21 protein-coding genes are annotated in these 25,235 nt (G+C 66.8%); 9 read left to right on the plus strand and 12 right to left on the minus strand.

The features are described 5' to 3' along the window. Window positions 1-140: 140 nt before the first annotated feature. Window positions 141-1,520: a signal recognition particle protein gene (gene ffh / locus ACSQ3D_RS11470; protein ID WP_436126967.1), complete on the minus strand. Its 1,380-nt coding sequence runs from the start codon at window positions 1,518-1,520 to the stop codon at window positions 141-143. 102 nt (window positions 1,521-1,622) lie between these two features. On the opposite strand from ffh, the gene ACSQ3D_RS11475 reads away from it, so the two are divergent. The 8 genes from ACSQ3D_RS11475 to ACSQ3D_RS11510 all read left to right on the plus strand — a co-directional run bounded on the left by ACSQ3D_RS11475 (window position 1,623) and on the right by ACSQ3D_RS11510 (window position 11,960). Next, window positions 1,623-2,420, plus strand: coding sequence for a cytochrome C assembly family protein (locus ACSQ3D_RS11475; protein WP_056167431.1), 798 nt, complete (start codon window positions 1,623-1,625; stop codon window positions 2,418-2,420). Further along, window positions 2,417-2,650 (plus strand): PP0621 family protein, encoded by a 234-nt coding sequence (locus tag ACSQ3D_RS11480; RefSeq protein WP_436126968.1) that lies wholly within the window; start codon window positions 2,417-2,419, stop codon window positions 2,648-2,650. Before ACSQ3D_RS11475 ends, ACSQ3D_RS11480 begins: the two co-directional genes overlap by 4 nt. 3 nt (window positions 2,651-2,653) lie before the next feature. Beyond that, window positions 2,654-4,357 (plus strand): two-component system sensor histidine kinase NtrB, encoded by a 1,704-nt coding sequence (locus ACSQ3D_RS11485; protein WP_056417644.1) that lies wholly within the window; start codon window positions 2,654-2,656, stop codon window positions 4,355-4,357. A gap of 11 nt (window positions 4,358-4,368) precedes the next feature. Further along, a complete protein-coding gene (locus tag ACSQ3D_RS11490; RefSeq protein WP_436126969.1) occupies window positions 4,369-5,913 on the plus strand; it encodes a sigma-54-dependent transcriptional regulator in 1,545 nt (514 codons plus the stop codon). After that, entirely contained in the window at window positions 5,897-6,529 is a 633-nt protein-coding gene (ampD, locus tag ACSQ3D_RS11495) for a 1,6-anhydro-N-acetylmuramyl-L-alanine amidase AmpD (RefSeq protein ID WP_436126970.1), read from the plus strand. Before ACSQ3D_RS11490 ends, ampD begins: the two co-directional genes overlap by 17 nt. Window positions 6,530-6,907: 378 nt before the next feature. Beyond that, window positions 6,908-9,850: a ribonucleoside-diphosphate reductase subunit alpha gene (locus ACSQ3D_RS11500; protein ID WP_436126971.1), complete on the plus strand. Its 2,943-nt coding sequence runs from the start codon at window positions 6,908-6,910 to the stop codon at window positions 9,848-9,850. A 135-nt stretch (window positions 9,851-9,985) separates the two neighbouring features. After that, complete coding sequence (locus ACSQ3D_RS11505; RefSeq protein ID WP_056417633.1) at window positions 9,986-11,185, plus strand: ribonucleotide-diphosphate reductase subunit beta; 1,200 nt, start codon at window positions 9,986-9,988, stop codon at window positions 11,183-11,185. Window positions 11,186-11,369: 184 nt separating this feature from the next. Then, the gene (locus ACSQ3D_RS11510; protein ID WP_436126972.1) at window positions 11,370-11,960 is read left to right on the plus strand and encodes a histone; all 591 of its coding nucleotides are present in this window, start codon (window positions 11,370-11,372) and stop codon (window positions 11,958-11,960) included. A 268-nt stretch (window positions 11,961-12,228) separates the two neighbouring features. On the opposite strand, the gene ACSQ3D_RS11515 is transcribed toward ACSQ3D_RS11510, so the two are convergent. The 7 genes from ACSQ3D_RS11515 to ACSQ3D_RS11545 form a co-directional block, all read right to left on the minus strand. Further along, on the minus strand, window positions 12,229-13,125 hold the full coding sequence (locus tag ACSQ3D_RS11515; RefSeq protein ID WP_436126973.1) for a carbohydrate kinase family protein: 897 nt from the start codon (window positions 13,123-13,125) through the stop codon (window positions 12,229-12,231). A gap of 55 nt (window positions 13,126-13,180) precedes the next feature. Further along, window positions 13,181-14,887 (minus strand): zinc-ribbon and DUF3426 domain-containing protein, encoded by a 1,707-nt coding sequence (locus tag ACSQ3D_RS11520; protein ID WP_436126974.1) that lies wholly within the window; start codon window positions 14,885-14,887, stop codon window positions 13,181-13,183. A gap of 52 nt (window positions 14,888-14,939) precedes the next feature. Continuing rightward, window positions 14,940-15,842 carry a 50S ribosomal protein L11 methyltransferase gene (prmA, locus tag ACSQ3D_RS11525; RefSeq protein WP_436126975.1) on the minus strand — a complete coding sequence of 301 codons (903 nt, stop codon included), beginning with the start codon at window positions 15,840-15,842 and terminating at the stop codon, window positions 14,940-14,942. A 244-nt stretch (window positions 15,843-16,086) separates the two neighbouring features. Next, complete coding sequence (gene accC, locus ACSQ3D_RS11530; protein WP_010466452.1) at window positions 16,087-17,436, minus strand: acetyl-CoA carboxylase biotin carboxylase subunit; 1,350 nt, start codon at window positions 17,434-17,436, stop codon at window positions 16,087-16,089. Between the two features lie 7 nt (window positions 17,437-17,443). After that, window positions 17,444-17,896 (minus strand): acetyl-CoA carboxylase biotin carboxyl carrier protein, encoded by a 453-nt coding sequence (gene accB / locus ACSQ3D_RS11535; protein ID WP_056417624.1) that lies wholly within the window; start codon window positions 17,894-17,896, stop codon window positions 17,444-17,446. Window positions 17,897-18,043: 147 nt separating this feature from the next. After that, a complete protein-coding gene (locus ACSQ3D_RS11540) occupies window positions 18,044-18,625 on the minus strand; it encodes a TlpA family protein disulfide reductase (RefSeq protein WP_396503196.1) in 582 nt (193 codons plus the stop codon). Continuing rightward, the gene (locus tag ACSQ3D_RS11545; RefSeq protein ID WP_056417618.1) at window positions 18,622-19,221 is read right to left on the minus strand and encodes a hypothetical protein; all 600 of its coding nucleotides are present in this window, start codon (window positions 19,219-19,221) and stop codon (window positions 18,622-18,624) included. Before ACSQ3D_RS11545 ends, ACSQ3D_RS11540 begins: the two co-directional genes overlap by 4 nt. Before the next feature lie 341 nt (window positions 19,222-19,562). Between ACSQ3D_RS11545 and mpl the strand changes: the two genes are divergently transcribed. Further along, the gene (gene mpl / locus ACSQ3D_RS11550; RefSeq protein ID WP_436126976.1) at window positions 19,563-20,990 is read left to right on the plus strand and encodes a UDP-N-acetylmuramate:L-alanyl-gamma-D-glutamyl-meso-diaminopimelate ligase; all 1,428 of its coding nucleotides are present in this window, start codon (window positions 19,563-19,565) and stop codon (window positions 20,988-20,990) included. A 143-nt stretch (window positions 20,991-21,133) separates the two neighbouring features. Here mpl and ACSQ3D_RS11555 read toward each other — a convergent pair whose 3' ends face one another. The 4 genes from ACSQ3D_RS11555 to tldD form a co-directional block, all read right to left on the minus strand. After that, window positions 21,134-21,445, minus strand: a complete 312-nt coding sequence (locus tag ACSQ3D_RS11555) for a hypothetical protein (protein WP_056417615.1) — start codon at window positions 21,443-21,445, stop codon at window positions 21,134-21,136. 114 nt (window positions 21,446-21,559) lie between these two features. After that, window positions 21,560-22,681: a 3-deoxy-7-phosphoheptulonate synthase gene (locus tag ACSQ3D_RS11560; RefSeq protein ID WP_056417612.1), complete on the minus strand. Its 1,122-nt coding sequence runs from the start codon at window positions 22,679-22,681 to the stop codon at window positions 21,560-21,562. Between the two features lie 353 nt (window positions 22,682-23,034). After that, on the minus strand, window positions 23,035-23,574 hold the full coding sequence (locus ACSQ3D_RS11565; protein WP_436126977.1) for a hypothetical protein: 540 nt from the start codon (window positions 23,572-23,574) through the stop codon (window positions 23,035-23,037). Window positions 23,575-23,692: 118 nt separating this feature from the next. Next, window positions 23,693-25,177: a metalloprotease TldD gene (gene tldD, locus ACSQ3D_RS11570; RefSeq protein ID WP_396503199.1), complete on the minus strand. Its 1,485-nt coding sequence runs from the start codon at window positions 25,175-25,177 to the stop codon at window positions 23,693-23,695. Between the last annotated feature and the right edge of the window lie 58 nt (window positions 25,178-25,235).

The raw sequence follows: 25,235 nt of genomic DNA on the forward strand, positions 1-25,235 counted from the left end.
CCATTGCGCAGTTGGTGAGAGGGCGGGTTTGAGCGGGCCCCGCTCGGGCCCTGCTCCGGCCCGTCAAAGCCTTGGATGGCCGCTGTCAGGCGCCCCCGCTGAGCCGGGCCGATGACACGGAGCGGCTCCGACGGTGGGTCTCAGAAAGGCATCTTGGGCATGCCACCGCCGCCCAGACCCTTCATGCCGCCCATGCGCTTCATCATCTTCATGAGGCCGCCGCCCTTCATCTTCTTCATCATGCCCTGCATCTGCTCGAACTCCTTGAGCAGCCGGTTGACCTCCTGGACATGCACGCCTGCGCCCGTGGCGATGCGCTTCTTGCGGGTGGCCTTGATGAGCTCGGGCTTGCGGCGCTCCAGCGGCGTCATGCTCTGGATGATGCCTTCCTTGCGCTTGATGTCCTTCTCGGCCTTGTCCATGTCCACCGCGCCGGCCTTGGCCGTGAGCTGGGACGGCAGCTTGTCCATCAGGCTGGACAGGCCGCCCATCTGTTTCATCTGCTGGATCTGGGACAGGAAGTCATTGAGATCGAAACCGTCGCCGCTCTTGACCTTGGCGGCCAGCTTCTGGGCAGCCTCCATGTCCACGCCAGCCGTGACCTGCTCGACCAGCGCCACGATGTCGCCCATGCCCAGGATGCGGCCCGCATGGCGCTCGGCGTCGAACACCTCCAGCCCGTCGATCTTTTCCGAGACGCCCGCAAACTTGATGGGCGCACCCGTGATCTGCCGCACCGACAGCGCCGCACCGCCGCGCGAGTCGCCGTCGAGCTTGGTCAGCACGATGCCGGTGAGGGGCAGGGCTTCCTTGAACGCCTTGGCCGTGTTGATCGCGTCCTGGCCCTGCATGGCATCGACGACGAACAGGGTTTCGATGGGGTTCAAGGCGGCGTGCAGGTCCTTGATTTCCTTCATCAACGCTTCGTCGATGGCCAGGCGACCGGCCGTGTCGACCAGCAGCACGTCGAAATAGTGTTTCTTGGCGTAGTCGAGCGCCGCGCGCGCGATGTCCAGGGGCTTTTGGTCCGGCGTGCTCGGGAACCACTCCGCACCCGCCTGCCTGGTGACGGTCTTGAGCTGCTCGATGGCCGCGGGGCGGTACACGTCGCCCGAGACGGTGAGCACCTTCTTCTTGCGCTTTTCGATCAGGTGCTTGGCCAGCTTGGCGGTGGTCGTGGTCTTGCCGGCGCCCTGCAGGCCTGCCATCAGGATGATGGCGGGCGGCTGGGCCGCCAGGTTGATGTCCGAGACGCCCTGGCCCATGGTGGCCGCCAGTTCGCGGTTGACGATGGAGACCAGGGTCTGGCCGGGCTTGAGCGATCCGATGACCTCCTCGCCCAGCGCCTTTTCCTTCACCCGCGCGATGAAGTCGCGCACCACCGGCAGGGCCACGTCGGCCTCCAGAAGTGCCATGCGCACCTCGCGCAGCATGTCCTGCACGTTGGATTCGGTGATGCGGGCCTGGCCACGCATCTCCTTGACGAGGCGCGAGAGTTTGTCGGTAAGGGCGGAGGCCATGGGCAATGTTCCGGTGTTGCCTGCGCGCGATCAACACAACGGTTGTGGCTGGCAGGCACGCCCAGGTACGGGCGGTGGGGGCAAAAGGCTAAACTGCGATCCATGATTTTAGCGAGTAGCTCCCCCTTCAGCTGGCTGCTGGCCCTGGCCGCCGCGGTGGCATATGGCGTTCCCGCCGTCGCCGCCAAGCGCCTGGGCACCACGGCAGCCCGCAATGCGCTGCTGGTGGCGTGGGTGCTGCATGGCGCCGTCCTGGTGTGGGGCCTGTGGGGCGACGCACCGCGCTTCGGGTTTGCGCCCGCCCTGTCGATGACGGCCTGGCTGGTGCTCACCGTCTATGCGGTCGAGCGGCAGCTCTTTCCCCAGATGCAGTCGCGCTGGGTGCTGGCTGCGCTGGGCGCGGTGGCCGTGGTGCTGGCCCTGGTGTTCCCGGGGCAGCCACTGCATGTCACGGCTTCTGCCTGGCTGCCGCTGCACCTGGCGCTGGGCATTGCCTGCTACGGCCTGTTTGGTGCTGCGGTGGTGCACGCCTGGCTCATGACCCGCGCCGAGCGGCACATCCGGCAGGCCGAGGACCCGCACAGCGGCATCCCGCTGCTGACGCTGGAGCGCCTGACTTTCCGCTTCGTGACGGCCGGCTTCATCCTGCTGACGGCCACGCTGCTGGCGGGCTGGCTGTTTGGCGAGACCCTGTACGGCCGTGCCTGGCGATGGGACCACAAGGCCGTGTTCTCGCTGCTGTCCTGGCTCACCTTCGCCGCGCTCCTGATCGGTCGCGCGCGCTTTGGCTGGCGGGGCCGCAACGCAGTGCGCGTGCTGTACGCGGGCTCGACGCTGCTGCTGCTGGCCTATGTGGGCTCGCGCTTCGTGATGGAAGTGGTGCTGGGGCGCAGCGCATGAAGTACCTGGTCCTGCTCATCGTCCTGGTCGTGGCCATCGGCATCTGGCGCAGCCGGCGCGACAAGGACGGCGCAGAGGCTCCGGTGCGCCTGGCATCCCCACCGCCGGGTGGCCCGCAGGACATCCTGGCCTGCGCGCATTGCGGCGTGCACATCCCCAAGGCCGAGGCCTTGATGCTGGGCAGCCAGGCCTATTGCTGCCCGGAGCACCGCAGCCTCGGTCCGGCCTGAGCCATGCAAGTACCCCCCGCCGGGATGTTCCTGCCCACCGTGGATGCGCCGTTCGTGCGGCTATGGCGCGGTTTTCTGACCGGCCGGGTGGTGGTGGCGCTGGCACTGTTGATGCTGCAAGGCATCGGGCAGATCGTCAACCAGGCGCCGGAGCCGGCCGTGCTGGCTGTGTGTGTGGCGTATCTGGTGGCCACCGCCATGCTGCGCGTGCTGGCTGGGCACGCACCGCCATCGCCGCGTGCCGGAGCTCGGTGGCTGCCGTCGATCGGGGTCGACCTGCTGGCCATCGCCCTCGTGCAGTTGCTGCACGCGGGGATCATGAATTTCACCCCCCTGTTCGGCCTGCCCATCCTCATGGCGGCCGTGCTCGGCACCTTGACGCTGGCCCTGGGGACCACGGCGGCGGCCACGCTGCTGCTGCTGGGCTGGGCCTGGTGGCAGGGCATCAGCACGACCGGCGATGCGGCCCCGCGCTACCTGCAAAGTGCGCTGACGGGCACCGGCTACTTCATCGTGAGCTATCTGGTGCACCAGTTGGCCGCCCGCCTGGCGCGCGAGCAAGAGCTGGCCCATCAAAGCCAGGTCGCGGCCCGCGTGCAGACCCAGGTCAGTGCCCTCGTCATCCAGAACCTGACCGACGGCGTGCTGGTGGTGGATGAAAGCGATACCGTGCGCATGGCCAACCCTGCAGGCCTGCAACTGCTGGGTGGGCGCGACCTTCCCGAGCTGCCGTTCGTGCTGGCGACGGAATCCCCCTGGAGCCCCCTGATCATCCTGGCCCGGCGCACCTTCCGGCACGAGCAACCCCAGACTGCCGATGTCGACCTGCTGCACCCCGGGCAGAGCCCCACCGGCCTGCACGTGCGCACCTGGCTCACGTCCACGCGGGAGGCCTCCCGGCAGGCGCAGACCGAGCGGCTGTGCGTGATGTTCCTGCACGACCTGCGGGAGATGGAAGCGCGGCTGCGCACCGAAAAGCTCGCTGCCATGGGCCGCATGTCGGCCGCCGTGGCCCACGAGATCCGCAACCCGCTGGCGGCCATCGTCCAGGCCAACGCATTGCTCGAAGAAGACCTGCACGACCCGGCACAAAAGCGCCTGGCGCACATGGTGCAGCAGAACGCCGACCGACTGGCCCGCATTGCGGAAGAAGTGCTGGACATCGCCCGCGTGCAGCACCAGATCAGCCACGCTCCGGCCTCCACGGTGCCGCTGGACGACACCGTGGCGCAGATATGGAGCGACTGGCAATCCCAGAACCCGGCCCGGCGCCGGGCCGTGGTGACGCTGGAGGCCGAGGGCATCCAGGTCGAATTCGATCCCGAGCATCTGCGGCGCGTGCTGGTGAACCTGCTGGACAACGCCTTGCGCTACATGAGCGAGGCGCCCGATGCGCTGCGGGTCAGCACGCGCGCGCAGCCGTCGGGACAGGTCAGCCTGCAGGTGTGGAGCGATGGCGCGCCCATGGACAAATCCGTGGAGCGCCATCTGTTCGAGCCCTTCTTTTCCTCCGAGAGCCGATCCAGCGGCCTGGGCCTTTATATTTGCCGCGAGCTGTGCCAGCGCCACGGTGCCTCCATCAGCTACCAGCGGATTGCACACACCACGGCGCAGGGCGAGACCGGGGGCAACGCCTTCACCGTCGGCTTTCGCCGCACGACCCGCCCCGCCGAGGCCGCCACCCTGTTCGACACCATCGTGGTCTGACCCCCACCGCCATGAACGCCACCCCAGCCTCCATCCTCGTCGTGGACGACGAACCCGACCTGCGCACCCTGTATGAGCTCACGCTGCTGCGCGAGGGCTACCGCGTGCAGACGGCCTCCAGCGTGCAGGAGGCGCGCGAGCAGCTCAAGGCCCAGCGCTTCGATGCGGTCATCACCGACATGCGGCTGCCCGACGGTTTCGGCATGGAACTGCTGCAGGACCTGCGCGAACAGCAGCGCAAGGAGCGCTGCGTGGTCATGACGGCCTACGGGTCCGCCGAGAACGCGGTCGAGGCGCTGCGCTCCGGGGCCTTCGACTACCTCACCAAGCCGGTGGACCTCAAGCAGTTCCGCTCGGTGGTGGCCTCGGCCATCCAGGGCACGGGCGGCGTGCCCGCGCCGCGTGCGGCGCGCAGCGGCGGCAACCAGAACAAGAGTGCGGCCTCGGCGGCTGCGGACCCGGCCGGATCGACCCCGGCGCTGGAGCGGATGGTGGGCGAGTCCGCGGCCATCCGCAACGTCAAGCAGCGGGTGGCCAAGGTGGCGCGCGGCATGGCGCCCGTGCTGATCCATGGCGAATCAGGCACGGGCAAGGAGCTGGTGGCGCAGGCCCTGCACGCCAGCAGCCAACGCGCCGACGGCCCGCTCGTGGCCGTCAACTGCGGCGCGATCCCCGAGAACCTGCTCGAGGCCGAGTTCTTTGGCGCCCGCAAGGGCTCCTACACCGGCGCCTCGCAAGACCGTGACGGTTACTTCCAGGCGGCGCGTGGCGGCACGCTGTTCCTCGACGAGATCGGCGACCTGCCGATCGCCATGCAGTCCAAGCTGCTGCGGGCGATCCAGGAGCGCAGCGTGCGCCCCCTGGGCTCCACACAGGAAGAAACCGTGGATGTGCGCATCGTGAGCGCCACACACCGCGACCTGGCCGCCGACGTGCAGTCGGGCCGGTTCCGCCAGGACCTGTACTACCGGCTGAACGTGATCGAGATCGTGATCCCGCCACTGCGCGAGCGCCGCGAAGACCTGCCCGCCCTGTGCACCGCACTGCTGGCACGCATCGCGCAGGAGTCGGGCATGGCCGTGCCACGGCTGACCGAACAGGCACTGGCCGCCATCGCGGCCCATCCGCTGACCGGCAACGTGCGGGAACTGGAAAACCTGCTGCACCGCGCGGTGGCGCTCAGCGATGGCGATGAACTCCATGTGGACGGCCCGGCGCTGCCGCTGGATAGCGCTGGCGCGCGGGCCGTGCCGCACCAGGCGGCCACCACGTCCAGTGCGCCGGCAGTCGCGGCCGGCGACGCGCACGCCACCCTGCAGGCACCATCCGGCTCTCACCACAACCCAGGCAGTTCCGTACCGCTGCCCAGCGACCTGCAGGCCTGGCTGGACCAGCAGGAACGCGACATCCTCATCCGCGCCCTGCGCGAGGCCGGCTTCAACCGCACGGCCACCGCGGCGCGCCTGGGCATCAGCCTGCGCCAGATCCGCTACCGCATCGCCCGCCTGAACATTGCCGCGCCCAACGACCAGGATGCGAATGACGAGATCGGTTGAAGCCGCGCAGGACGACTCAGGCCCACTTTGGGACGGCGGCTGGCACCAGCGGGCACACCGGATCCCCTCGCCGAACTACGGCGAGCGCCCTGTGCAGGGCGCGCAGGCCATCGACCTGATCGTGGTGCACTCGATCAGCCTCCCGCCGGGTGAATACGGCACGGGCAAGGTACAGCAGCTGTTCACGAACAACCTCGACTGGGACGCCCATCCGTACTTTCAGAGCATCCGCGGCCTGGCCGTGTCGTCGCACTTTTTCATCGAGCGCACGGGCCAGCTCTGGCAATTCGTGAGCTGCGACCAGCGCGCCTGGCATGCGGGCCAGTCTGCCTACCGCGGCCGCAGCCAGTGCAACGACGACTCCATCGGCATCGAGCTGGAGGGCCTGGAAGGCCTGGAGTTCGAAGCGGCGCAGTACCAGATGCTCACCCAACTGTGCCGGGACATCGAACAGCGCTACGCCATCGAGCACATCGCCGGCCATGAGCACATTGCCCCGGGTCGCAAGCAAGATCCCGGGCCAGGGTTCGACTGGCGCCGTCTTCAGGATGCACTGCGTTGGCCGTTGCGCCGGTTTCCTGCCGCCACGCTGGCCGACCCTCCGTCGACCCGCTGATCACTGCGGCCCCAGCGCCACATCCCGTTTTTTTCTTTGTGCGCTTGCACATTGTTGCAGTGCTGGGTGGCCCCAAGGAACCATGCGGCCTCGGCGGCGAAATCCCGCGCAACGCGTGTCGGCATGCGGGTTGCGTGTCCCACATCCCCGCGTTTCAATGGATTGCGCGGAGGTGCCCGACCTCTGCTTCGCACGCCTAGCACAAGCCGTGTCGTCCTCGGGGCAGTTTTACCGCGATACACTACCGGTAGTGTCTTGAACGCACGAGACACACCATATATAGTGTGCCCACCCCAAAGCCCGGCACACCGATCTCCCGGCCCGGCTGCATTCCCAGCCGAGCATCACACCCCAGACAGCCCATAGAAGAGGACACCCATGCAAGCTGCTTTGAACACGCCTGTCACCCCCCACTCCGCCACGGTCGATGCGCCCGCATCCCAGGCAGCGCCAGTGGCCGCCACCCAATCGCTCCCGCACTACCAGATCATCCGCCGCAACGGCGCGGTGGTGCCCTTCGAGCCCCAGAAAATCGCGGTGGCGATGATGAAGGCCTTTCTTGCAGTGCATGGCACCCAGGGCGCAGCCTCTGCCAGCGTGCGCGAAGTCGTGGACACGCTGACGCAGAACGTCGTGCGCGCGCTGGTGCGTTCGCGCCCCGCTGGCGGCACCTTCCACATTGAAGACGTGCAGGACCAGGTCGAGCTGGGCCTGATGCGCGGCGGCCACCATGAGATCGCCCGCGCCTATGTGCTCTACCGTGAGCGCCGCACGCAGGAGCGTGCCCGCCACACCGAGCAACAGGCCGCTGTGCCAGCGGCACCGCTGCTGCATGTGATGGATGGCGACAAGCGCGTGGCGCTGGACCTGAACCGCCTGCAGGGCCTGATCGAATCGGCCTGCGTGAACCTGGGCGCGGACATCAAGGCCGACCCCATCGTTGCCGAAACCATGCGCAACCTGTACGACGGCGTCCCCATGGACGAGGTCTACAAGGCTTCCATCCTGGCCGCGCGCACGCTGATCGAAAAAGACCCTGACTACACCTACGCCACCGCCCGCCTGCTGCTGCACACCATCGTGCGCGAGGTGCTGGACAAGGAAGTGGCCCAGGCCGACATGGGCCAGGCGTACCTCGAGTACTTCCCCCAATTCATCCAGAAGGGCGTGGACAACGAACTGCTGGACGAGCGCCTGCTGACGTTCGACCTGGCCCGCCTGGGCGCCGCCCTCAAGGCCGACCGCGACCTGCAGTTCGACTACCTGGGCCTGCAGACCCTGTACGACCGCTACTTCCTGCACGTGCGCAAGACCCGCATCGAGCTGCCCCAGTGCTTCTTCATGCGCGTGGCCATGGGCCTGTCGCTCAACGAATCCGACCGCGAAGCCCGCGCCATCGAGTTCTATGAAGTGCTCTCGAGCTTCGACTTCATGTCCAGCACGCCCACGCTGTTCAACAGCGGCACGCTGCGCTCGCAACTGTCCTCGTGCTACCTGACCACGGTGCCCGACCACCTGGAAGGCATCTACGACTCCATCAAGGAGAACGCGCTGCTGTCCAAGTTTGCCGGCGGCCTGGGCAACGACTGGACCCGCGTGCGCGCCCTCGGCTCGCACATCAAGGGCACGAACGGCGAATCGCAGGGCGTGGTGCCCTTCCTCAAGGTGGTCAACGACACGGCCGTGGCCGTGAACCAGGGCGGCAAGCGCAAGGGCGCTGTCTGCACGTACCTGGAAACCTGGCACCTCGATATCGAAGAGTTCCTGGAGCTGCGCAAGAACACCGGCGACGACCGCCGCCGCACGCACGACATGAACACGGCCAACTGGATCCCCGACCTGTTCATGCGCCGCGTGATGGAAAAGGGCACCTGGACCCTGTTCTCGCCTTCCGACGTGCCCGACCTGCACGACCTGTTCGGCACCGCGTTCGAGAAGGCCTACGTGGCCTACGAACAGAAAGCTGCGCGCGGCGAGATCAAGCCCTCCAAGACGGTGCAGGCCACCGACATGTGGCGCAAGATGCTGACCATGCTGTTCGAGACCGGCCATCCCTGGATCACCTTCAAGGATGCCTGCAACGTGCGCTCGCCCCAGCAGCACGCCGGCGTGGTGCACTCGTCCAACCTGTGCACCGAGATCACGCTGAACACCAGCGACACCGAAACCGCCGTGTGCAACCTCGGCTCGGTCAACCTGCTGCAGCACTTGAAGGATGGTCAGATCGACCACGACAAGCTCAAGAAGACCATCACCGTGGCCATGCGCATGCTGGACAACGTGATCGACATCAACTACTACGCAGTACCCAAGGCCCGCGACTCCAACATGCGCCACCGCCCCGTGGGCCTGGGCCTGATGGCCTTCCAGGACAGCCTGTACGAACTGCGCATCCCCTACGCGTCGCAGCAGGCCGTGGAGTTTGCCGACAAGTCGATGGAAGCCATCTGCTACTACGCCTACTGGGCGTCGACCGAGCTGGCCCGCGAACGCGGCCAGTACACCAGCTACAAGGGCTCGCTGTGGGACCGCGGCATCCTGCCTTTCGACACGCTGGACATGCTGTCCGAGGCCCGTGGCGGCTATGTGGACGTGGACCGCTCGTCCACGCTCGACTGGGACGCCCTGCGCAAGAAGATCGCGCAGGACGGCATGCGCAATTCGAACTGCGTGGCCATCGCTCCCACCGCCACCATCTCCAACATCATCGGCGTGGACGCATCGATCGAGCCCTCGTTCGGCAACCTGTCGGTCAAGTCCAACCTGTCCGGTGAGTTCACCGTCATCAACGGCGGTCTGGTGCGCGACCTCAAGCGCCTGGGCCTGTGGGACGACGTGATGATCATGGACCTCAAGCACTTCAAGGGATCGCTGCACCCCATCGACCGCGTGCCGGCCGACATCAAGGCGCTGTACTCCACCGCCTTCGAGGTCGAGGCGCAGTGGCTGGTGGAAGCCGCATCGCGCCGCCAGAAGTGGATCGACCAGGCTCAGAGCCTGAACATCTACATGGCCGGCGCATCGGGCAAGAAGCTCGACGACACCTACAAGCTGGCGTGGATCCGTGGCCTCAAGACCACGTACTACCTGCGCACGCAAAGCGCCACGCACGTCGAGATGAGCACCGTGAACACACGCCAGCTCAACGCCGTGTCGTCCGGCAACGAGGGTGGTTCGCAGCAGGCTTCTGCAGCCGCTCCATCCAAGCCCGGCGCGTCGGAAGCAGCAGCCACTGCAGCTTCTGCGCAGGCCGCATCACGGCCCGCCACGGACGTTCAGTTCACCGCGATCGACGACGTCAGCTGCGAGGCCTGTCAGTAAGGTCCTACGAAGCAGCGTGCATCGCGTTCAATGCACGCTGCTTCGGTGCTGTGAAGCAACAAATCGTTGCTGCACAACGCTGCAGTGCTTTCCTTTTTGCAGCACTGCTTTCATAATCCGAACACTGGAAAATCTATGTTGTCCTGGGACGAAGAAGTCAAGCCCTCATCGCAAAATCAACTGGACGGTGGACTGAACAAAAGCCACCCGGCGGAGCAGCCGCCCCTGTCTTTCCAGACCCCCTCACTGCAGGACGTCCACGCGTCGATGATTGCATCCGCAGCCCCCCAGGCAACTCCTGCAGCCGCTGCCACGCACCGCCGCGTGAATGCCGCCGACAAGCGCATCATCAACGGCCAGACCGACGTCAACCAGCTGGTCCCGTTCAAGTACAAGTGGGCGTGGGAAAAGTACCTCGCCACCTGCGCCAACCACTGGATGCCGCAGGAAGTGAACATGACGCGCGACATCGCGTTGTGGAAAGACCCGAACGGCCTGACCGAAGACGAGCGCCGCATCATCAAGCGCAACCTCGGCTTCTTCGTGACCGCCGACTCGCTGGCTGCCAACAACATCGTGCTGGGCACGTACCGCCACATCACCGCCCCCGAGTGCCGCCAGTTCCTGCTGCGCCAGGCGTTCGAGGAAGCGATCCACACCCACGCCTACCAGTACATCGTGGAGTCGCTCGGCCTCGATGAAGGCGAGATCTTCAACGCCTACCTGGAAGTGCCGTCGATCCGCGACAAGGACCAGTTCCTGATCCCCTTCATCGAAGCGATCATGGACCCCAACTTCCACACCGGCACGTTCGAGACCGACCAGACGCTGCTCAAGTCGCTGATCGTGTTCGCCTGCCTGATGGAAGGCCTGTTCTTCTACGTCGGCTTCACGCAGATCCTGGCCCTGGGCCGCCAGAACAAGATGACCGGCGCTGCAGAGCAGTACCAGTACATCCTGCGCGACGAGTCGATGCACTGCAACTTCGGCATCGACCTGATCAACCAGCTCAAGCTGGAGAACCCGCACCTGTGGACCGCCGAGTTCAAGGCCGAGATCAACGCGCTGTTCATGAAGGCCGTCGAGCTGGAATACCGCTACGCCGAAGACACCATGCCGCGTGGCGTGCTGGGCATGAATGCGTCGATGTTCAAGGGCTACCTGCGCTACATCGCCAACCGCCGCGCCACGCAGATCGGCCTGGAGACGCTGTTCCCCAATGAAGAAAACCCGTTCCCGTGGATGAGCGAGATGATCGACCTCAAGAAGGAACGCAACTTCTTCGAGACCCGGGTTATTGAATACCAGTCTGGTGGTGCGCTGTCCTGGGACTAGCACTTTTTAGCATTGCACCACCATGGATATCTACACCACGCACCACACCGACAGCGCCCCAGAGCATTGCCGTGTGGAGCGTTCCCGTGTTCATGGGGATGGGGTCGACCTCCATCTCCATGGATCGCTTCTTGTCCATTGAAGACAGGAAGTGCTCTTTGCAAATTGACCCAAGGAGAACATGATGGCAACTGCGAAAAAGACCGCTGCTAAGAAGGCAGCCCCCGCGAAGAAGGCCGCTCCTGCCAAGAAGGCAGTAGCAGCAAAGAAGGCAGCACCGGCCAAGAAGGCTGCGCCCGCCAAGAAGGCAGCACCCGCCAAGAAGGCCGCTCCCGCCAAGAAGGCAGTAGCAGCAAAGAAGGCTGCGCCCGCCAAGAAGGCAGCACCAGCCAAGAAGGCCGCTCCCGCCAAGAAGGCAGTAGCAGCGAAGAAGGCTGCGCCCGCCAAGAAGGCAGCACCAGCCAAGAAGGCCGCTCCCGCCAAGAAGGCAGTAGCAGCGAAGAAGGCTGCGCCCGCCAAGAAGGCAGCACCCGCCAAGAAGGCCGCTCCTGCCAAAAAGGCAGCTGCACCCGCCAAGAAGGCCGCTCCCGCCAAGAAGGCAACGGTAGCGAAGAAGGCAGCACCCGCCGCCAAGAAGGCAGCCCCTGCTGCCAAGAAGGCTTCGCCCGCCAAGAAAGCGCCCAAGGCCCCTGCCCCTGCGGCCGCAGCGCCTGCTGCACAGACCACGCTGAACCCTCAGGCAGCCTGGCCATTCCCTACGGGCAACAAGCCCTGATACAGGCGCATGACGCCCTCGACCCGGTGCCTGTGCACCGGGTTTTTTTATGCCCGCGCGCAGTCGGGCGAGAGGATTGGCAGGGCGCCTGGCGTGGCTCGGTTCAAGGACTGCACGCAACTCCGCACAAGCCCGCGCACGGGGCCTCACCCGAGCGCAAGGCCCTGCGCGACGCCAATCCCTGAGTCAGCCGCCGCAGCGCCGATCAGCGCAGACCGATCAGCGCAGACCGATCAGTGCAGACCGATCCGCGGCAGGCCTTGCTGCATCACTGTGGCTGGAAGTCGAGCGTGTAGTTCTGCGGACCGCGCTGCGCGATCTTGAGCGCGCCCACACGGTTGCCCAGCTCTGCGCAGCGCACGAGCGGCCAGCCCTTTTCCAGGCCGAACAGCAGCGCGCCACGCCATGCGTCGCCACAGCCGGTGGGGTCGACCACCTGCGCGGGCGCCACCGCGGGAACATGCGTCCTGGCACCGCCCACCCACACCTCGCAACCTTCGGCGCCCAGCGTCACCACCAAGCCCTGCACCTTGCGCGAGAGCTCTTCCAGGGTCATGCCCGTGCGGTCGCACAGCATCTTGCCTTCGTAGTCGTTCACCGTGACCCAGGTGGCCTGCTCGACGAAGCGCGTGAGCTCCTCGCCATTGAACATGGGCAGGCCCTGACCTGGATCGAAGACGAACGGGATCCCCGCTGCCACGAACTGCGCCGCATGCTGCAGCATCGCGTCACGTCCATCGGGCGAGATGATGCCGACCTTCACCCCTGCGTCGCGCTCGATACGGTTGGCATGCGCCTGCATCATGGCGCCGGGGTGGAAGGCCGTGATCTGGTTGTTGTCACGGTCGGTCATGATCATCGCCTGCGCCGTGTAGGTGTCCTGCACCTGGCCCACATGGCGCCGGCTGATGCCCAGTGTCTCCAGGCGCTGCAGGTACTCGGCGCCATCGCTGCCGAGCATCGCCATGGGCAGCGGCTCACCACCCAGCAGCTTCAGGCTGTAGGCAATGTTGCCGGCGCAGCCGCCGAAGTCGCGGCGCAGCGACGGGACCAGGAAGGACACATTCAGGATGTGCAACTGGTCGGGCAGTATCTGCTCGGCAAACCGCCCCTCGAAGGTCATGATGGTGTCGAACGCCAGGGAACCGCAAATAAGGGCAGCCATATCGGTGATGTAGGTTGGGGAAAAAGAAATAAAGGAAGCAACTGGCTGCTTCGGCTCAGGGGTAGAACGCCAGCAACCGGTATCCGGCCACGCGCGCGCCCCCGGTGGTCACGACCACCGATACCGCCGTAGACCACTCGCCACGCGCTGGCAGCTCGGCAGGCGCCCCCATGTCGGCAGGCAGCAGTACCCGCCGCAGGACTGGCTGGTCCTGCGCATCGGTCAACGTGAGCTCCACGGCCGGCATCGCCAGCGCAACACTCGCCTTGCTCTTCATGCCCACGGTGAGCTGGTAGCTGTCACCCCGCGCCTTGTTGAAGGACGAACTGTCGATCACCACATCGGCGATCTGGCGCTGCGGCGCGATCTCGCATTGCAGCGGGGCACACAGCTTCATCAGCCAGGGCCGCGCCCGCGCATCCATCGCCGCGATGCGGTCGCGCTCCTGCACCGCCACCTGCAGTGCGAGCGCCAGCGTGGCCACCAGCATGATCACCACCAGCACCGCACGCACGGCGGGCTTGCGCCAGAACGCCTTGCGGCGTGCAGCAACGACAAAGCTCACCTCCTCTTCGGCAGGCGGCCCGGGTTCGTCATCCTCTGGCTCCGCGCGCAGCGGCTTCTTGCGCGGCTTGGCCTGCAGCACCGCAGCGGGAGAGTCATCCTCCACCAGGGCCAGCCCCTGCACGCTCGGCGCCGGCTGCGCAGGGAGCGCAATGAAATCCACTGGCGGCAGGCCTTCTGCCGCACGCTCTTTCTCCGAGGGTGTGGCCAGCAAGGCCGTGGCTGCGCGCTCTTCTTCCGCACTGGCGGCCGACTCGACCGGCGAGGGCTGCGCCGCGATCGGCCGGATGGGCAACTCCAGCGCGGGATACCCCATGGGCGTCAGCTCTGCGGGCACCGTCGATTCGAACGACGGCATGTCGAGCGGCTCTTCGTCGTCGCGCAGGTCGGCGAACGGCAATTCGTACCCTGCGGGCACATCGGGCACTGGGGGTACAGCAACGCGGGCGGCTGCAGCGGGCACAGCCCCTGGAACCATGGCCGGTGCTGACGTGAGGGCCGGGGAGGCGGTCTCCGATGCAGACGCCGCGTCGACCCGCAACGGTGAAGGCGGGGTTTGCACGCGTGGTGGCGCGGCAGGCTCCGGCAAGGCCGCGCCGTCCTCCGCCGAAGCGGGTGCCTTCGGAGACTGCACCGCTTGGCGGGAGCGCCAGCCAAAGGGCGTGAGAGGTTCGAGTTGAAGGTCTTCGCCGGGCCGCTGGCCTGCCGGGCCAGGCGCCGCCAGGAAGGCGGGCACGGCCGGGTCGGGCACTGCCAGCACCGGCTCCGGGACTTCATGCTCCGCAGGCCCGGCAGGAAAGACAGGCAGGTCCGAGGAGTCTTGCGCCTCGCCAGCGGCAACCCCCGCTTCGGCCGACGTATCCGCGGGGAACAGCGAGAAATCCTGCGCTGCATACAGCGGCGCAGATGGCGTTGCCGCAGGCCTGGCAGGCGCGGCCGGGAGCGGCGAAGCCGGAGCCCCTGCGCCCCAGGCACGGCCCATATCCGGCTTGCGCACCACCGGTGACGGTGGCGGGCGCACGTCCGTCAGGGACACATCGGGCAGCAGAGGCGGTGGCGGCGCGGGCAGCAGGTGGGCCGCTGCATCGAAAACTTCCTTGCAATGGCCGCAGCGCACCCACCCTTCCGAGATGCGCAATTGGTCTGCCACCACCTTGAACGAGGTGGAGCAGGACGGGCAACGGGTGATCTGGCTCATCTGCGGGCGATTGTAGGGGCCGATAGCGCCCTGCCACGGGCGGGCTGCACGCTCAGCGCCGGGCGGTCATCAGGATCCAGCCGTCTTCCGTGTCCGACACTTCCAGCTGGACCCAGGGGGCGTACGCCTCTGTGAGCTCGTCGCGCTGGCGCTCCAGGATACCGGCCAGGACCAGGTGCCCGCCAGCCGCCACGTGCCCGCACAGCAAAGGTGCCAGCACCCGCAGCGGAGTGGCCAGGATGTTGGCCAGCACCGTCTGGTACTGGCCCTGCGCCTTGTCCGGCAGGCCTGCACGCAGCACGACCTCGTTGGCGGCCGCATTCAGGGCGGTGGACTCCACGGCCGCGGGGTCGATGTCGACCGCGTCGATCTCGGTCGCGCCGAACTTGGCGGTGCCGATGGCCAGGATGCCGGAGCCGCAGCCGTAGTCGAGCACACGCCCGAGCGGATTGCCGTGGGCCGCGTCGGTCGCGCCGTGGCGCGCGATCCAGCGCAGGCACATGCGCGTGGTGGGGTGCGTGCCGGTGCCGAATGCCAGGCCTGGGTCCAGCCGGATGCTGCGCTTGGCCTCGGCGGGCAGCTCATGCCAGGTGGGCACGATCCAGAAATCGGGCGTGATGTCCACCGGCGCGAACTGCGACTGCGTGAGCCGCACCCAGTCCTGATCCTCGACCTCAGCCACGCCCAGCACCTGGCATCCTTCGAAGAAGTCCTGCACGGCCAGCAGGTCCCGCGCCTCGTGGGCCGCAGCCTCGGTCGGGAACAGCGCCACCACGCGGCTGCGCTGCCACCCGTCCTTGGGCGGCGGCATGCCGGGCTCGCCGAACAGCGCCTGCTCGGCATCGGTCTGTGCGTCGGCGTCTTCCACCGACACCGACAGCGCATCCAGCGCATCCAGCGCGTCGCTGACCGCTTCGATACTGTCTTCCGGGCACATCAGGCTGAGCTCAAACATGGGCGACTCTCTGAAAAAATGAAATGCCGGCCCCCGTTGCCAGAGGCCAGCATGCAAACCAACCAATACCGCGCCAGCAACAGCCCGGCACAAGCCTTGGCTCTTGAAAAGCGCACAGAACTTGCCAGCGACCGCCGCGCAAGGGCCGCCCCGCAGCGCTGGCGGCATCCCCTTGCCGAACCACGCAGTGGTTCGAGAGAAGGGGGAACGCGAGAAGCGACTCAGCGGGTTGTACCCCGCCTGCCTAGCGCTTGTGCTGCGACAGCCACTCTTCCAGGTAGTGGATGTTGGTGCCGCCGGCCATGAACTTGGCGTCCACCATCAGCTCGCGGTGCAGCGGCACGTTGGTGTTGATGCCTTCGATCACCGTCTCGTTCAGCGCCGTGCGCATGCGGGCCAGGGCCTGCTCGCGCGTATCGCCGTGCACGATGATCTTGCCGATCATCGAGTCGTAGTTGGGCGGCACGAAGTAGTTGGTGTACGCATGCGAATCCACCCGCACGCCCGGGCCGCCCGGCGGATGCCAGGTGGTGATGCGTCCGGGGGATGGTACGAACTTGTAGGGGTCTTCCGCGTTGATCCGGCACTCGATGGCATGGCCGCGGATCTCGATCTGGCGCTGGGTGAACGGCAGCTTCTCGCCCGCGGCGACCATGATCTGCGTCTTCACGATGTCCACGCCCGTGATCCACTCGGTCACCGGGTGCTCCACCTGCACGCGCGTGTTCATCTCGATGAAGTAGAACTCGCCGTTCTCGTACAGGAACTCGAACGTGCCCGCACCGCGGTAGCCGATCTTCTTGCAGGCGGCCACGCAGCGCTCGCCGATCTTTTCGATCAGCTTGCGGGGAATGCCCGGGGCCGGCGCCTCTTCGATCACCTTCTGGTGGCGGCGCTGCATGGAGCAGTCGCGCTCGCCGAGGTACACCGCGTTGCGGTGCTTGTCGGCCAGGATCTGGATCTCGATGTGGCGCGGGTTCTGGAGGAACTTCTCCATGTACACCGCAGGATTGCCGAACGCGGCACCCGCTTCGGCCTTGGTCATCTGCACGGCATTGACCAGGGCGGCTTCGGTGTGCACCACGCGCATGCCGCGGCCACCACCGCCGCCGGCGGCCTTGATGATCACGGGGTAGCCCACGGCCTTGGCAATGCGGCGGATCTGCACCGGGTCATCGGGCAGCTCGCCTTCGGACCCCGGCACGCAGGGCACGCCGGCGCGGATCATGGCCTGCTTGGCCGAGACCTTGTCGCCCATCGTGCGAATGTTGTCCGGCGTGGGGCCGATGAACTGGAACCCGCTCTTTTCCACGCGCTCGGCAAAGTCGGCGTTCTCGGACAGGAAGCCGTAACCGGGGTGGATGGCTTCGGCGTCGGTCACTTCGGCGGCCGAGATGATGGCCGGCATGTTGAGGTAGGACAGCGGGGACGGGGCGGGGCCGATGCACACCGCTTCTTCCGCCAGCTTGACGTACTTGGCGTCGCGGTCGGCCTCGGAGTAGACCATCACCGCCTTCACGCCCAGCTCATGGCAGGCGCGCTGGATTCGCAGGGCGATTTCGCCGCGATTGGCAACAAGAATCTTCTTGAACATGAGCGCCTTATTCGATCACGAACAGCGGCTGTCCGTATTCCACGGCCTGGCCGTTTTCGCCCAGGATTCGGGTGACCGTGCCCGACTTGTCGGCCTCGATCTCGTTCAGGATCTTCATGGCCTCGATGATGCAGATGGTCTCGCCTTCCTTGACCTGGCTGCCTACTTCGACAAAGGCCTTGGCGCCCGGGCTGGACGAGCGGTAGAACGTGCCCACCATGGGGGACTTGACGATGTGGCCCGCAGGCGCTGCTGCGGCGGTCGGGGCGGGCAGCTCGCCCACAGGGGCTGCGGCAGGTGCAGGGGCGGGGGCTTGCACGGGGGCCGGCACGTATTGCTGAACGACCGCGCCACCGCTCTTGACGATGCGGACTTTGCCCTCGGCCTCGGTGATTTCGAGTTCGGACACGTTCGACTCGGACACGAGATCGATGAGGGTTTTGAGTTTTCGCAGATCCATGGAAGCTCCAACGGCTATAAAACTGAATAGGGCGCGAATTTACTCCAATTTCACCCTATCACCGTCTTCCACGGCTATTTTTCATGAACTTCTGCTGACAATTTGCGGTGCCTGCGCTGGCAGGAGCCATGGAATCAGCGAAAAAACTCAGCGCAGCGAGGACCAGAGCTGCAGATCCTGCGGGGTGACCTGGCCCATTTTACGGTGCAGCACCCGTCCGTTGCCACCCAGGACCACGGTGAAGGGTAACCCGCCGGTGAGATTGCCGAGCGAACGGCCCAGGTCCGTTCCGCCCAGCCCCGCCAGCCCGACCGGAAACTCCAGCGGAATGCGCGTGAGGAACTTGCGCACCGCCGAAGGCTGATCGATCGCCAGACCCAGCACTTGCCAGCCATTGGCAGCCTGTTCGCGGAAGAAAGTGTTGAGCATGGGGAGCTCTTCCACGCACGGAGGGCACCACGTCGCCCAGAAGTTCAGCAGCAAGGGCTTGCCCGCCAGGGACTGCAGCGCCAGCGTCCCGCCCTCGGGCCGCTCGAATTCCTGCGTCCACAGTGCCTGTTCGGCGCCGCTGTCGATGGCGTGAGGCTGGAACTTCCACCAGGCCAGGCCCGCGCCACCGACCGCGGCAACGCCCGCCACGCCCGCATACAACATGCGCCGGCGCGCGGGCGACGGGGGTTGTGCGGCGGCTGCCGGCACAGGGGAATCTGGCGATTGCGGTGCGTTCATGGAGCCGCATTTTCCTGCAGAAGCCGCCGCACCGCAGCGATGTCGCCACGCGGCACACGGCCTTTGGTGTCCGGCCGCAGCGCGCCGCGCATGTCGTCCAGGTCGTAGACCATGAGGTGCACCCCGATCATTTCATTGAGCTCGGGCGACTTGCTGCCCAGGCTCAAGGCTTCCACCGACTCTCCGTGAAATCCCGTGACGGTGCGCGGCTCATAGTCCACGTGGTGGTCGATGAGCGCTATTTCTGCGGATTTGGAATCATCACAGAACAGTTGGATGTAGATGTCCGACAGCCGCGTGGCCGTACCGTGCCACACGGCCCCGGCCAGGTAGGGGCGAAAGGCCGCCATGCGCTCCATCCACACCAGCGCCAGCTGCCGCAGCGCCCGCAACTCGCCCGGCTGGGTATCGGCGCAGAAGAGGTCGATGTACTCGCGCACTGCCGCCTCGACCAGGTCGTTGTCGGGCAGCGGCGTGCGCGCCGGCAGGCCCATCTGGCGCAGCGCCCGGCGCTTGGCCGGCCCCCACTCCAGGCCTTCTTCCACCACCAGCCGGGCCGTGGTGTGGGCGATTTCTTCGCTCAGGGGTGTGTGCATGGCAGGCAAGGATGGAAGAAGGACACCACGGCATTGTGGCGCCAAGTGCCGCCTGGGGTAAGGGTTGACCCTTGGAAGTGGCGGGATGGTGTGCCTCCCCGGCGAACGCTACGATTTTCATAGCTGGTACCGCAATACCGATGAGCGGCAGGGCCGATTTTCACGGCACTCGGGCACCCCGCACAGCGTCAGGTCGACGCCCGTGCATACCTGCGCCATTGCTGCGCGCGCCCCGCGCCGGCCCGACGCCCGCGCCTGCCGCATCCGGGCCGCGCCCATCACATGCCCATGCACGCCGCCACGGCCAGGCCACCCTGGGCACGCTCTTAGAATCTGCGCCCATGCATATACACATACTGGGCATCTGCGGCACGTTCATGGGCGGCCTGGCGGCGCTGGCGCGCGAGGCCGGCCACAAGGTCACCGGCTGCGACGCAGGCGTCTACCCGCCCATGAGCGACCAGCTCCGCGCGCTGGGCATCGACCTCATTGAAGGGTTCGGCGCCGACCAGCTGGCCCTGAAGCCGGACATGTTCGTGGTAGGCAATGTGGTCAGCCGTGCCCGCTTGCCGGACGGAACGGCGAAATTTCCGCTGATGGAAGCCATCCTGGAGGCCGGCCTGCCCTACACCAGCGGGCCGCAGTGGCTGGCCGAGCACGTGCTGCAGGGTCGGCACGTGCTGGCTGTGGCCGGCACGCATGGCAAGACCACCACCACGTCGATGCTGGCGTGGATTCTGGACAGTGCGGGCCAGCAGCCCGGGTTCCTGATCGGCGGCGTGCCGCTCAACTTCGGCCTGTCGGCCCGTCTGGGCGCTCCCCGGCGCCCCGCACCGGGCAACGCGGCGCTGGGCGAGGCCCCGCTCTTCGTCATCGAGGCGGACGAGTACGACACCGCCTTTTTCGACAAGCGCAGCAAGTTCGTGCACTACCGCCCCCGCACCGCGGTGCTGAACAACCTGGAGTTCGACCACGCGGACATCTTTGACGACCTGCCCGCCATCGAGCGGCAGTTCCACCACCTCGTGCGCACCGTGCCGCCGTCGGGCCGCGTGGTGGTCAACGGGCTGGAAGAAAGCCTGGTCCGCGTGCTGCACATGGGCTGCTGGAGCGAGGTGAGCAGCTTCGGCGAGGCGGTGAGCGACTTCGCCGCCGACGGAGGGCCCCATGCGTTCGACGTGCTGCACCGGGGCCAGAAGGTGGCGCGCGTGGAGTGGGGCCTGACCGGCGTGCACAACCAGCTCAACGCGCTGGCCGCCATCGCCGCGGCGCACCATTTGGGCGTGGGCCCGCAGCAGGCGGCCCAGGCGCTGGGCGCGTTCCAGAACGTCAAGCGGCGCATGGAGCTGCGCGGCACCGTGCGCGGCATCGCGGTGTATGACGACTTCGCGCACCACCCGACCGCCATCCGCACCACGCTGGACGGACTGCGCCGCAGCATCGGCGGCAGCGATGCCCGCATCCTGGCCGTGTTCGAGCCCCGCAGCAACACCATGAAGCTGGGCGCCATGAAGGCCCAGCTGCCATGGTCCCTGGAGCCGGCCGACATGGCGTTCTGCCACACCGCAGGGCTGGACTGGGACGCCGCACAAGCCCTGGCCCCGCTGGGCGTGGGCCCAGGGCAGCGCGCCCAGACGGCCGCAGACATCGACACCCTGGTGCAGCAGGTCACCGCGGCCGCCCGGCCGGGCGATCACATCGTGTGCATGAGCAACGGGGGGTTCGGCGGTGTCCACGCCAAGCTGTTGCAGGCGCTACAAAATAAATAGCTACTAGCGCTTATTGGACGAGCGGTAGAGGGCTTTTTACTTCTGAATTCTCGCCTCAAGGCACTTCAGGAGTGCCATGCGTTGACCACGCACCCGCCGCCTTGCAGACCCATGCACACCCGCCGCGGGGTGGCAGCCCGGCGTCAGAACGTCACGGCCATCGCGGGCACGTCCACGCGCACCACTGGCTTGGCCAGCGCAGCGGTGGCTGCGCGCGCAAAGTCCTGCAGCCAGGCGGGGTCGCCCAGCAGCTTCTCGCCCGCGGCGCGCGCCACGGTCAGCACCTTGTCGGCGAGCAGCACCTTGCCGCTGGCGCGCAGGGGCTCGCAATCGAGCACGGTGAACTGCTCATCCAGCCAGCGCCGGCCGGCCTCGTGGCCCATGGGCTCGGCGCCCTTCAGGTCAAAACGGAATTCCTGGTTGCCGGCCAGACGGACGGAGACTTCGCTGTGCATGGTGGGTTGCCTTTCTTCTGAAACCGGGGCCGTGGGGGGTGCCCGTGCACCGGCCCCACAGCCATCAGTTTAGGGCCACGGCGCGTGACCTGCCCCTGGCCCTTGCAGCTTCGATCAACGCGCGCGGCGCGCTGTCACAGCGTTGGACAGTTCGGCCAGCGACTGCAGGGAATCATCCCAGCCCAGGCAGGCGTCGGTGATGCTCAGGCCGTAGGTCAGTGCTGCCGCATCGTCCTTGCCGGGCGTGAACTTCTGCGCGCCGGCCGTGAGGTGGCTTTCGATCATCAGGCCGAAGACGCTGCGCGAGCCGCCCGCGATCTGGCCGGCCACGTCGCGCGCCACGTCCATCTGCTTTTGGTGCTGCTTGCTGCTGTTGGCATGGCTGCAGTCCACCATCAGCGTAGCGGGCAGTTGGGCCGCTTCCAGGTCCTTGCAGGCCGCGGCCACGCTCGCGGCGTCGTAGTTGGGGGCCTTGCCGCCGCGCAGGATGACGTGGCAGTCCTTGTTGCCGTTGGTGTTGACGATGGCGACCTGGCCGTTCTTGTGCACCGACAGGAAGTGGTGGCCGCGGCTCGCGGACTGGATGGCATCGGTGGCGATGCGGATGTTGCCGTCCGTGCCGTTCTTGAAGCCGATGGGCGCCGACAGGCCCGAGGCCAGCTCACGGTGCACCTGGCTCTCCGTCGTGCGCGCGCCGATGGCGCCCCAGCTGATCAAATCGCCGATGTACTGGGGCGAGATCACGTCCAGGAACTCGCTGCCCGCCGGCATGCCCAGGCGGTTGATGTCGATCAGCAGCTGGCGCGCGATGCGCAGGCCTTCGTCGATGCGGTAGGTCTCATCCAGGTAGGGGTCGTTGATCAGGCCCTTCCAGCCCACCGTGGTGCGGGGCTTCTCGAAGTACACGCGCATCACGATCTCCAGCGTGTCCTTGTACTGCTCGCGCGCCACCTTCAGGCGGCGGGCGTACTCGAGCGCGGCGGCCGGGTCATGGATGGAGCACGGGCCGATGATGACCAGCAGGCGGTCGTCCTCGCCGGCCATGATGTTGTGGATGTTCTTGCGGGTCTGGGTGATCAGCGATTCCACCGGCGTGCCGCTGATGGGGAAAAAGCGGATCAGGTGCTCTGGAGGGGGCAACACGGTGATGTCCTTGATACGTTCGTCGTCGGTCTGGCTGGTTTTCTCGACGCTGCGGTACCAGGCATCGCTGGTGGGGGTGGTGGAGACCGTCATGGTGCTGCTTCCTCGTGGAGTCGTTGGTTGGGTGAAGAAAGGGAAAAAACGGAGGGCTGAAAAAAACAAAAACCGCCGGGCTTTGCAGCGTCGGCGGTTGGTATGGGGAGGTGTGTTGGCTTGCGCGTCTTCCTCTCATCCGCCGGGGACCGAGATAAAAAACCAAAAATAAAACGCGCTGCGAACTTGCATGGGAGGCAATGTAGCACAGGAGTGCGGCAGTGCAGCAAGCGGCGTGCGTTGCAGCCGCACAACAGGGCGGTGCGCCAGAACCCGCGCCAGGGGGCCCGCGGCACGCGTTTTCAGCCCGGCTTCAGCAGGTTGGTGGGCGGTGACTGTACGGGCCGGCCTGCTCAGCGCCGCCACCGGCGAAACCACGCCCGCACGCGCTGCAGGGCAGGCACTTTGCCCTGCCGCTCCCCATCGGGCAGATCGCTGGGCGGATCGCTGTGGTGCTCGTACATGTCGATCAGCAGCAGCGCCTCTCCCAGGGTGCGCCAGGCCAGCAGTTCGAACTGGTCGAAGCCCGCGCTTTCCTTGGCGCTGCGGCGCTCGAGCATCTGCTGCCAGTGGGCGATGGCATTGCGCAGCTCGCGCAGGGCCCGCTGGTAGGCGCCGAACTCGTACAAGGCATGCCAGGCCGACCCCAGGCCGGTCAGGAACAGCTGGTGCTCGCGCGCGCACTGCGCCAGGCTCACCACGCGCTGCATGATGGCCGACGTGTCGCTGCTGGTGCGGCGGGTGCGCACGGCCTCGTCGATCTGGCTCGAGAGCGCGCCCAGGCTGTCGCGCAGCTGGCGGGACTCTTCATCGGCCACGCCCTCGCGCAGAAAGCGGCTGATGTCTCCAAACGACTGGAGCGTCAACTGCTGGCTCGGTATCGTGGCGGGCATGCGGGTATTTTGCGCCGCCCGCAGGGCGTCAAGGCAATTTGTGCACTGCGCGTGCAACCGATGGTGGGTGCCTGCAACACTTGCCTGCGCTGCAGGATGAGCGGCAACCGCGAACAGATCAGGCCGTGCCGCCCACCGTCAGACCTTCCAGGCGAAGCGTGGGCTGGCCCACCCCCACCGGCACGCTCTGGCCTTCCTTGCCGCAGGTGCCCACGCCGCTGTCCAGGCGCATGTCGTTGCCGATCATGGTCACCTTCTTGAGCGACTCGGGGCCGCTGCCGATGATGGTCGCGCCCTTCACGGGGTACAGGATCTTGCCGTTTTCGACCCAGTAGGCCTCGCTGGCCGAGAACACGAACTTGCCCGAGGTGATGTCCACCTGGCCGCCGCCGAAGTTGGTGGCGTACAGGCCCTTCTTGATGCTGGCCACGATCTCCTGCGGGTCCTTGTCGCCACCGAGCATGTAGGTGTTGGTCATGCGCGGCATGGGGATGTGCGCATAGCTTTCGCGGCGGCCGTTGCCGGTGGGCGCCACGCCCATCAGGCGGGCGTTGAGCGAATCCTGGATGTAGCCCTTGAGGATGCCGTCCTCGATCAGCACGTTGCGCTGGCTGGCGTTGCCTTCGTCGTCCACGTTGAGCGAGCCGCGGCGGTCGGCGATGGTGCCGTCGTCCAGCACGGTGACGCCCTTGGCCGCCACGCGCTGGCCCACGCGGCCGCTGAACGCGCTGGAGCCCTTGCGGTTGAAGTCGCCTTCCAGCCCGTGGCCGATGGCTTCGTGCAGCAGGATGCCGGGCCAGCCGGAGCCGAGCACCACGGTCATCTCGCCAGCCGGTGCGGGGCGGGATTCCAGGTTCACCAGCGCCGCGTTGACGGCCTCGTCCACGTACTGGTTCATCTGCGCGTCGTCGAAATACGCCAGGCCGAAGCGCCCGCCGCCGCCGGCCGAACCCACCTCGCGCCGGCCGTTCTGCTCGGCGATCACCGTCACCGACAGCCGCACCAGCGGACGCACATCGGCCGCCAGGGTGCCATCGGCACGGGCCACCAGCACCACGTCGTACTCGCTGGCCAGGCCCGCCATGACCTGGGCCACGCGCGGGTCCTTGGCGCGGGCGCGCTGCTCCAGCCGCTCCAGCAGCGCCACCTTGGCGGTGCTGTCGAGCGAGGCGATCGGGTCCACGCCCGGATACAGGCTGCGGCCTGCCGCTACCTTTTTAGGAGCTACCCGCGCTTTACCAGAGCGCGATGCAGTCGAAATCGACCGCACAGTGCGCGCGGCATCCAGCAGCGACGCCTCGGAAATGTCGTCCGAATACGCAAAAGCGGTCTTCTCCCCGCTGACCGCCCGCACGCCCACGCCCTGGTCGATGCTGAACGAGCCGGTCTTGACGATGCCCTCCTCCAGGCTCCAGCCTTCGCTGCGCGTGTACTGGAAGTACAGGTCCGCATCGTCCACCTGGTGGGTGCGGATCTCGGCCAGGGCACGGGCGAGGTGGCTTTCGTCGAGACCGAACGGCGTCAGCAGCAGTTCGCGGGCAACATCGATGCGCTGGCTGGTCGCCGCGCGCTGGGGGGCGGCAGTGGAGGTGCGGAGAGTCATCAGGGCATTTTAGGCGCGCCGCCCCGCACTGCACGGCACCGCCGCACAAGCCCCTGCG

Origin of the sequence: Acidovorax sp. LjRoot117 (assembly GCF_964252695.1) — a bacterium.
GTDB lineage: Bacteria > Pseudomonadota > Gammaproteobacteria > Burkholderiales > Burkholderiaceae_C > Acidovorax.

Bases quoted from the DNA above. Each gene is read 5' to 3' on its own strand.
- ffh (WP_436126967.1), bottom strand. From the start codon at position 1,520: ATGGCCTCCGCCCTTACCGACAAACTCTCGCGCCTCGTCAAGGAGATG.
- ACSQ3D_RS11475 (WP_056167431.1), top strand. From the start codon at position 1,623: ATGATTTTAGCGAGTAGCTCCCCCTTCAGCTGGCTGCTGGCCCTGGCC.
- ACSQ3D_RS11480 (WP_436126968.1), top strand. From the start codon at position 2,417: ATGAAGTACCTGGTCCTGCTCATCGTCCTGGTCGTGGCCATCGGCATC.
- ACSQ3D_RS11485 (WP_056417644.1), top strand. From the start codon at position 2,654: ATGCAAGTACCCCCCGCCGGGATGTTCCTGCCCACCGTGGATGCGCCG.
- ACSQ3D_RS11490 (WP_436126969.1), top strand. From the start codon at position 4,369: ATGAACGCCACCCCAGCCTCCATCCTCGTCGTGGACGACGAACCCGAC.
- ampD (WP_436126970.1), top strand. From the start codon at position 5,897: ATGACGAGATCGGTTGAAGCCGCGCAGGACGACTCAGGCCCACTTTGG.
- ACSQ3D_RS11500 (WP_436126971.1), top strand. From the start codon at position 6,908: ATGCAAGCTGCTTTGAACACGCCTGTCACCCCCCACTCCGCCACGGTC.
- ACSQ3D_RS11505 (WP_056417633.1), top strand. From the start codon at position 9,986: ATGTTGTCCTGGGACGAAGAAGTCAAGCCCTCATCGCAAAATCAACTG.
- ACSQ3D_RS11510 (WP_436126972.1), top strand. From the start codon at position 11,370: ATGGCAACTGCGAAAAAGACCGCTGCTAAGAAGGCAGCCCCCGCGAAG.
- ACSQ3D_RS11515 (WP_436126973.1), bottom strand. From the start codon at position 13,125: ATGGCTGCCCTTATTTGCGGTTCCCTGGCGTTCGACACCATCATGACC.
- ACSQ3D_RS11520 (WP_436126974.1), bottom strand. From the start codon at position 14,887: ATGAGCCAGATCACCCGTTGCCCGTCCTGCTCCACCTCGTTCAAGGTG.
- prmA (WP_436126975.1), bottom strand. From the start codon at position 15,842: ATGTTTGAGCTCAGCCTGATGTGCCCGGAAGACAGTATCGAAGCGGTC.
- accC (WP_010466452.1), bottom strand. From the start codon at position 17,436: ATGTTCAAGAAGATTCTTGTTGCCAATCGCGGCGAAATCGCCCTGCGA.
- accB (WP_056417624.1), bottom strand. From the start codon at position 17,896: ATGGATCTGCGAAAACTCAAAACCCTCATCGATCTCGTGTCCGAGTCG.
- ACSQ3D_RS11540 (WP_396503196.1), bottom strand. From the start codon at position 18,625: ATGAACGCACCGCAATCGCCAGATTCCCCTGTGCCGGCAGCCGCCGCA.
- ACSQ3D_RS11545 (WP_056417618.1), bottom strand. From the start codon at position 19,221: ATGCACACACCCCTGAGCGAAGAAATCGCCCACACCACGGCCCGGCTG.
- mpl (WP_436126976.1), top strand. From the start codon at position 19,563: ATGCATATACACATACTGGGCATCTGCGGCACGTTCATGGGCGGCCTG.
- ACSQ3D_RS11555 (WP_056417615.1), bottom strand. From the start codon at position 21,445: ATGCACAGCGAAGTCTCCGTCCGTCTGGCCGGCAACCAGGAATTCCGT.
- ACSQ3D_RS11560 (WP_056417612.1), bottom strand. From the start codon at position 22,681: ATGACGGTCTCCACCACCCCCACCAGCGATGCCTGGTACCGCAGCGTC.
- ACSQ3D_RS11565 (WP_436126977.1), bottom strand. From the start codon at position 23,574: ATGCCCGCCACGATACCGAGCCAGCAGTTGACGCTCCAGTCGTTTGGA.
- tldD (WP_396503199.1), bottom strand. From the start codon at position 25,177: ATGACTCTCCGCACCTCCACTGCCGCCCCCCAGCGCGCGGCGACCAGC.